6 protein-coding genes are annotated in these 7,057 nt (G+C 45.3%); 3 read left to right on the top strand and 3 right to left on the bottom strand.

Features of this window, described 5'->3' with window-relative positions:
• Positions 1-326: 326 nt before the first annotated feature.
• Together QUB52_RS28275 and QUB52_RS28270 are read right to left on the bottom strand one after the other, a co-directional pair.
• A complete protein-coding gene (locus tag QUB52_RS28275; RefSeq protein WP_265234625.1) occupies positions 327-1,061 on the bottom strand; it encodes a phosphoadenylyl-sulfate reductase in 735 nt (244 codons plus the stop codon).
• 295 nt (positions 1,062-1,356) lie between these two features.
• A complete protein-coding gene (locus tag QUB52_RS28270; protein ID WP_332975091.1) occupies positions 1,357-1,650 on the bottom strand; it encodes a hypothetical protein in 294 nt (97 codons plus the stop codon).
• A gap of 473 nt (positions 1,651-2,123) precedes the next feature.
• Between QUB52_RS28270 and QUB52_RS28265 the strand changes: the two genes are divergently transcribed.
• The gene (locus QUB52_RS28265) at positions 2,124-3,284 is read left to right on the top strand and encodes a glycosyltransferase family 4 protein (protein WP_321161584.1); all 1,161 of its coding nucleotides are present in this window, start codon (positions 2,124-2,126) and stop codon (positions 3,282-3,284) included.
• Between the two features lie 462 nt (positions 3,285-3,746).
• Positions 3,747-6,122, top strand: coding sequence for an amylo-alpha-1,6-glucosidase (locus QUB52_RS28260; RefSeq protein ID WP_265234628.1), 2,376 nt, complete (start codon positions 3,747-3,749; stop codon positions 6,120-6,122).
• Between the two features lie 207 nt (positions 6,123-6,329).
• On the opposite strand, the gene QUB52_RS28255 is transcribed toward QUB52_RS28260, so the two are convergent.
• Positions 6,330-6,509 carry a hypothetical protein gene (locus QUB52_RS28255; RefSeq protein WP_332969992.1) on the bottom strand — a complete coding sequence of 60 codons (180 nt, stop codon included), beginning with the start codon at positions 6,507-6,509 and terminating at the stop codon, positions 6,330-6,332.
• A 14-nt stretch (positions 6,510-6,523) separates the two neighbouring features.
• On the opposite strand from QUB52_RS28255, the gene QUB52_RS28250 reads away from it, so the two are divergent.
• Positions 6,524-6,889: a response regulator transcription factor gene (locus QUB52_RS28250; protein WP_265234630.1), complete on the top strand. Its 366-nt coding sequence runs from the start codon at positions 6,524-6,526 to the stop codon at positions 6,887-6,889.
• Positions 6,890-7,057: the final 168 nt, after the last annotated feature.

Raw genomic sequence — 7,057 nt, 5'->3', positions numbered from 1 at the left:
GAAGAAGGAAGAAGGAAGAAGGAAGAAGGAAGAAGGAAGAAGGAAGAAGGAAGAAGGAAGAAGGAAGAAGGAAGAAGGAAGAAGGAAGAAGGAAGAAGGAAGAAGGAAGAAGGAATCCGTAGGGTGCGTCGCTATCGACAATCCCTAAACAAACATCGACAATCTCACAGCGACGCACCTTATACAATAGTTATTGTTGGGTGCGTCAGGGCTGAATAATTTGACAAAAAACCAATAATTCTCCCCCTGACGCATCCTACATTTAGCTACACTTTGTATGCGAATTCTTTGGCAATGTGCGCGCTGCACACCTACGAATTCATTTACTATTTTTGTGCATTACCAGCGTGCAAACCGCACTCTTTCATTGTCGATTCTTCCCACCACCAACGACCTTCGCGTTCGTGTTGGTTTGGCAATACTGGTTTCGTACAAGGTTCGCAACCAATGCTGACAAAACCGCGTTCATGCAGCTTGTTGTAAGGCACATCCAAAGCGCGAATGTAATCCCAAACCTCTGCCGAAGACCAGTTTGCCAAGGGGTTAAATTTAATTAACTCATGATCCGGAGTTGAGAATCCACCGTCAACTTCAATCACCGGAATACCGTTGCGGGTACTGGGACTTTGGTCTTTGCGCTGACCGGTAATCCAAGCATCGAGAGTATTCAGTTTGCGGCGAAGCGGCTTGACTTTTCGCACACCACAGCATTCTTTGTGACCGTCTTGATAAAAACTAAACAATCCCTTTTCTTCTACTAGGGCTTGTACTTCTGCTGCATCGGGAAACATTACTTCTAGTTTAATGCCGTAATGTTTTCTGACTTGATCCAAAAACTGATAGGTTTCTGAGTGCAATCGTCCGGTGTCTAGCGTAAAAACGCGGAAGTTTTTCGTAATTTTTGATGCCATATCAATCAGAACTACATCTTCGGCACCGCTGAAAGAAATTGAGATATTGTCAAAATTGTCTAGGGCAAATTTGATAATTTCTCGCGGTGTTTTTTGACTGTATTCTGCTTCTAGGGTGGCAATGTTGAGATTTCTCTGGATGGCAACCATATTTTCGCGCGATCGGTGTTCTTTTCTCTAACCCTCGATTATAGCCGATCGCAGTATCTATCTCACAGATGAATTTTACTGCATCTTGCGACAGTCTTTTCGGCTGGGCCCACGATCGAACTCAAGAATGGCGATCGCCCGTTTGTCGCAATTTGGGTCAACCCAAAACTCCTCTACCGGGGAAAATTGGACTAAGCTGTTCTACATTTAAATTGTGTGTGAAAAATCAATCAAACACTCTTGTGGTACGTTGCTCCGACGCCGTACCGAATATGTAATTTAAATGCGCGACAGCTTACCCATTTAAACCGACTGCTACATCAACATTGAATTCTGAGCCGGAGAAAAAACCTACTTGAAAATTAAATTGGCGCCTGACTTCTAATAAAATAGGTGCGATAATTAATTCGGCGCGAGCCTTTTCGGTATTAATTGCAGTGGCTAAAGACACATTTTCATTTAAGGTTGTTTGCAAATAGGAACTTGCCGGCAATTCTGGGATATCCGCAAACAAATCCAAGGGTTCCTCTACTGTTAAATTAAAGGATTCTCTAACTTTGGCTATGGTTGTGAAATTACTGTATGCCATAGGTTATACCATTTGAAATTGTCGATTTGGGAATGACTTATGACATAAGGGTTAGGAGCTTTCCTGGGGTTGCATTTTTTTTTTGAAATGCTATAATTTCCTCTATTATTATTGCACGAATTAATCGGTTTTTTTTGACAAAAATCTCTCGCGAGTGCGCGATCGCTCATAATTGAAAAACCAGGTTGATTCGATCGCCCGCGCATAGCTCCTGTGATTGTAATATTTTACACAATTTTCGATTTGAAGGGAAGGCACGACTGGGAAAACTAGCTGGCGTTGCGTGTTATTCTCTCTTTCGGCAGAAGTCAATTCAGCTTGTCCGTGCCGTAGTAGCTAGCGCGCTTTCAAAAGCGAAGGACAAAAGGGCGATCGCCCGACCTGACAATCTCCCTCCCAGGTAGCATAGACTAAATTGGTAAATTGTTATTAAATTTAATTGTACGCGACAACAACTCGAAAATGAAGAGACATTGCCAACACTACCTACGGCAACAACCCTGTCTCGCGTAGCAAATTTTACAGTAGATAAAACTAGAAGGTTTGTGATGAGAATTGCCCAAATTGCCCCCCTATTCGAGCGAGTTCCGCCCCCAGCTTACGGAGGAATTGAACTGGTGGTCAGCCTCTTGACTGAAGAATTAGTCAGAAGGGGACATGAAGTCACCTTATTTGCCTCCGGCGATTCAATTACTTCGGCTAATTTAGAATCAGTTCACCCCAGAGCGTTGCGTCTAGATTCCACTGTTAAAGAATACGGCATTTACGATATGATGCAACTGAGCAAAGTATATGGAAAAGCCGGAGAATTCGACATCATTCACTCCCACGTAGGCTGCGCAGCTTTGTCTTACTCGCACTTAGTAAAAACGCCCACAGTTCACACCCTCCACGGCATTTTTACCCCAGACAACGAGAAGATGTTTAGCTTGGCCCGCACTCAGCCCTATGTAAGCATTTCCAACTCTCAGCGAGAAGATAGATTAAATCTAAACTGCGTCGCCACAGTCTATAACGGCATCGATCCGGGAACCTACGAATTTCACCCGCAGCCGGACAATCCTCCTTATTTAGCTTTTCTCGGTCGAATTTCATCGGAAAAAGGGGCGCATTTAGCCATACAAATTGCTAAGGCTTCCGGCTGGCATTTAAAGATGGCAGGCAAAGTTGATGTTGTCGATCGCGAATATTTCGAGCAAGAAATCAAGCCGCACATCGACGGCGAACAAATAGAATATTTAGGCGAAGCCAACCACGCTCAAAAAAGCGTGCTGATGGGCGGTGCAGTAGCGACATTATTTCCCATTACTTGGCGCGAACCTTTCGGGTTAGTTATGATTGAGTCAATGGTAACGGGAACGCCCGTGATTGCCATGAAATTAGGCTCGACTCCAGAAGTAATTGTTCACGGAAAAACAGGTTTTCTGTGCGAAAGCGTGGCAGAATGTATAGCTGCTATCGAACCTTCCCGGCAACTAGATCGCAGCGCTTGCCGCCAACACGCAGTCGATCACTTCAGCGTTAAAACAATGGTCGATGGCTATGAAGCAGTTTACCGACAAATTTTAAAAGAGCGCTTTTCCCAAAACGGTCATGCGCATCATTTGACAGAATTAGAACTGCACAGCAGATAGCTGCGCGAGGACAAGTTAAACGCACGGCGGCTTTAGTCATTCAAAATTTACGTACAACATTTAAAAAGCTGGGTTTTTTACTAAAAAGCCCGGTTTTTACCTGAGTTTAATTGGGATTTTAGTTGTGGTAAAGCCAGGATCAAACTCTCAGCAGCAGTAATAAGTACATGGCAGTGGCGTGTCCATACAGAATTTCATTTGATTGAAAACAGCAATATTAGTTGAGTAGATATTCTGCTGATTTTCTCCTAATCGCCCCAAAAATTGAAGCGATTAGGAGAAAAATTAAATTTATTTGATTAATTTAACTGTTAGTTGGCAGCAGGCGAAAAAAATGGTATGATGCCAAGAGTGAAGCATTACATCAGGGCGGTTCATATTTAAATGTAATGTCAAAAGTCAAGAGTCAAAAGATCTAGAAAGTTAAACTTTTGAAAAGATGGGAAGCCACTTTTAGTAACAATGATTGATACATATGAACTAGAAGGAAAAATATTTGTCGCCGCTGCCGAGGCACCTATAACTGAGTGGCCTTGCGCGATCGCCGATCGACCTCAACCAACACTCACCCTCAAAGACGACGATTTATTTCTGATTACCGACACCCTCGGCAACATCTCAGGCTGCTTAAAAGACGACAGCGTGGCCAGCCTCGGATTGTTTTGCCACGACACGCGCTTCCTCAGCCGCCTAGAATTGCAAATCGAAGGGCGATCGCCAATTTTGCTCAGCAGCAATACCGAAAAAGGCTACCTGCAAACAGTTTTGTGTTCAAATCCCTGCATTGACGATCGCATCCGCGCCGAAACCATAGGCATCAAGCGAGAAATGGTGCTCAACGGCGGTTTGTTTGAAGAAATAGAAATCACCAACTTCACCACAAAACCAGTAAGCTTTGAAATCAGTCTCAGCTTCAACTCAGATTTCTTAGACTTATTTGAAGTCCGGGGTTACGGGCGCTCCAAGCGCGGCACAATCCTGCGCCCGGTACTCGAAAAAACCAACGGATTATCCCAGGGTTCTACAGCCGAAAAACCAGCCCTTCTCGCTAACGAGAACGCCAATAGCGACGAAAATCAGGCAGCCGAAAACCCAAATTTGCCAATTTCGGCATCAGAAACAAACCCGATCGATCGATCGGCGATCGCCCAATATCCATCCTGCCACCTCCAAGACAATTTAACCCTTGCCTACCAAGGTTTAGACGGTTTGGTGATGGAATCTCGCATCGAGTTTTACAGCCAACCGCCAGCAATGCTTCAGGGAAACACAGCAGTGTGGGGCATCTCCCTAGAATCCCACCAAACAATCAAATTGGGATATCGGCTCAAAATGCTGATAGACGGCAAATCCATCTCCCAAGTCAGCACTCCCGCAACTTTAACTCAAGCCAAAGCAGCAGAACTTTTAGAAGAGCGAGAATGGCTGAGCGAAATTACCCGAATCAAATCGGGGGAAAACACCTTTAACCGACTTCTCAAATGTGCCGAACAAGACATTTATTCCCTGCGGCAAACCTTTGGTAAAGGCAAAGCAATTTCAGCCGGAGTTCCCTGGTTTTCAACATTATTCGGCCGCGACTCGATCATCGCTGCTTCTCAGATCTTAATTCTCGATCCAACTTTAGCCCGAGAAACCCTGACAACTTTAGCTCACTATCAAGGCAAAAATGACGATGATTGGCGCGACGAAGAACCGGGAAAAATATTGCACGAAATTCGCATGGGAGAAATGGCTCGCTGTCAGGAAATCCCCCACACTCCCTATTATGGAACAGTGGATGCAACGCCGCTGTGGTTGATGCTTTACGCTGAATATTATGCCTGGACTTACGACAGCCAAACTTTAGATCTTTTGTGGCCAAATGCCTTGGCAGCGATGGAATGGATAGATCGCAAATGTGCCGCAACAGGCTACCTTAGCTATTACAAAAAATCCCAGCGCGGCTTAGCAAATCAAGGCTGGAAAGATTCAGGGGATTGCATCGTCAACCGCGACGGCGTAATGGCAGAAGGATCGATCGCCCTTTGCGAAGTCCAAGCCTATGTTTACGCTGCCAAAACCAGGCTGGCAGGGATTGCCCGCATCAAGAAACGCATCGATTTAGTCGATCGCTGGGAAGAAGAAGCAAAAGACCTGAAAACCCGATTCAACCGTGATTTTTGGATCGAAGACTTAGGTTATTGCGCCCTAGCATTAGACGGCGAAGGCAAACCCGCAGACAGCATTTCATCTAATCCCGGACACTGTTTGCACCTCGGCATTTTGTCGCGAGAAAAAGCTCGCAGCGTAGCAGAAAGATTGCAAGCTCCAGATATGTTTAGCGGTTGGGGAATTCGCACCCTATCCTCAAAATCTCCCGCCTACAACCCCATCGGCTACCACACAGGCTCAGTCTGGCCGCACGACAACGCTTTAACAGCTATGGGATTGCGATCGCTAGGCCGCGTCGAACAAGCCCTAGAAGTAGCTCAAGGCTTATTTGACATGACATTGCTGCAACCCTACGAGCGTCCCCCCGAACTTTTTTGCGGCTACGAGCGCAACAGCGAGAGCGATCGCCCCGTGCAGTATCCTGTAGCTTGCTCGCCCCAAGCTTGGGCAACCGGCAGTATTTTTCAACTCTTGCAAATGATGTTAAATCTAGTTCCTGATGCCCCTAACAACCAACTGCGAATTATCGATCCAGCCTTGCCAGAATCCATTAATAAATTGTCGCTAAACAACTTAAGGATCGGCTCAACTTTGCTGGATCTAGAATTTGAGCGATCGGGTTCTTCAACCGCTTGTCGGGTGATGAAAAAACGCGGTAATTTACGAGTAATTATCGAAGCTTAAATTGAAGAAATTGGGAATTAGAAATTCCCAATTTTCAATTTCCTCAAAATCGGCTAATATCAATTTAATGTGAAGTTGTACATATCTCGATCCCCCTAAATCTTCCTTAAAAAGGGGGACTTTGATCGCAATCTTGTCCCCCCCTTATTAAGCTATGCTAGGGGGGATCTAATTCTATGCAGCCTCATAAAAAATCGGCTAAATCCGTTATACAATCCGTTGTCGAACTTCCCTCTTCCCTTGGGCCATGCGATCGGCTATATTATATTTAGAAGTGCATTTATTTGTTTGCTGGCGTGGCGCAGTCAAACAGCCGTAGGGAAGCGGGGCAAAAGCCATCGCACCACAAGCTTCTGAATCAAGATTGTCAGCAGTCAATAACAGCAAGGAAGTGTGGAATTATGTCAAAAATTTTAGTAGTGGACGACGTTCCCAGCGAACTGGAAATCATCTGCCGCATTCTTCAAAATGCTGGAATGCAGGTGATCCGGGCTGGCGACGGCGAAGAAGCGATCGCCCTGATCCGAAAAGTGCCCCCGGCTCTGGTCGTTTTAGACGTAGTGATGCCACGTATGAACGGATTTGAAGTGATCAGAGAATTGCGGGGCGATCGCGCAACTGCACACTTACCAGTAGTATTTTGTACTCATAAAAACACTGATATCGACAAAGCCTGGGGAACCGATTTAGGCGCAGATGCTTACGTCAGCAAACCCTTTGAACCTCAGCAACTCGTCAATATCGTACAGCGCTTGCTTTCAGCGTAAACAAAATATATCTCTTCTCAAGAGTGGGAATTGGGAATTGGGAATTGGGAATTGGGAATTGGGAATTGGGAATTGGGAATTGGGAATTGGGAATTGGGAATTGGGAATTGGGAATTGGGAATTGGGAATTGGGAATTGGGAATTGGGAATTGGGAATTGGGAATTGGG

The sequence above is a fragment of the Microcoleus sp. A6-C6 genome (genome assembly GCF_036705955.1).
Lineage (GTDB): Bacteria > Cyanobacteriota > Cyanobacteriia > Cyanobacteriales > Microcoleaceae > Microcoleus.
The sequence above is the reverse complement of the archived record's forward strand: the minus strand, read 5'-3'. Positions and strand labels throughout refer to the sequence as shown.

Coding starts and splice junctions, on each gene's coding strand:
- QUB52_RS28275 (WP_265234625.1), bottom strand. CDS start 1,061: ATGGTTGCCATCCAGAGAAATCTCAACATTGCCACCCTAGAAGCAGAA.
- QUB52_RS28270 (WP_332975091.1), bottom strand. CDS start 1,650: ATGGCATACAGTAATTTCACAACCATAGCCAAAGTTAGAGAATCCTTT.
- QUB52_RS28260 (WP_265234628.1), top strand. CDS start 3,747: ATGATTGATACATATGAACTAGAAGGAAAAATATTTGTCGCCGCTGCC.
- QUB52_RS28250 (WP_265234630.1), top strand. CDS start 6,524: ATGTCAAAAATTTTAGTAGTGGACGACGTTCCCAGCGAACTGGAAATC.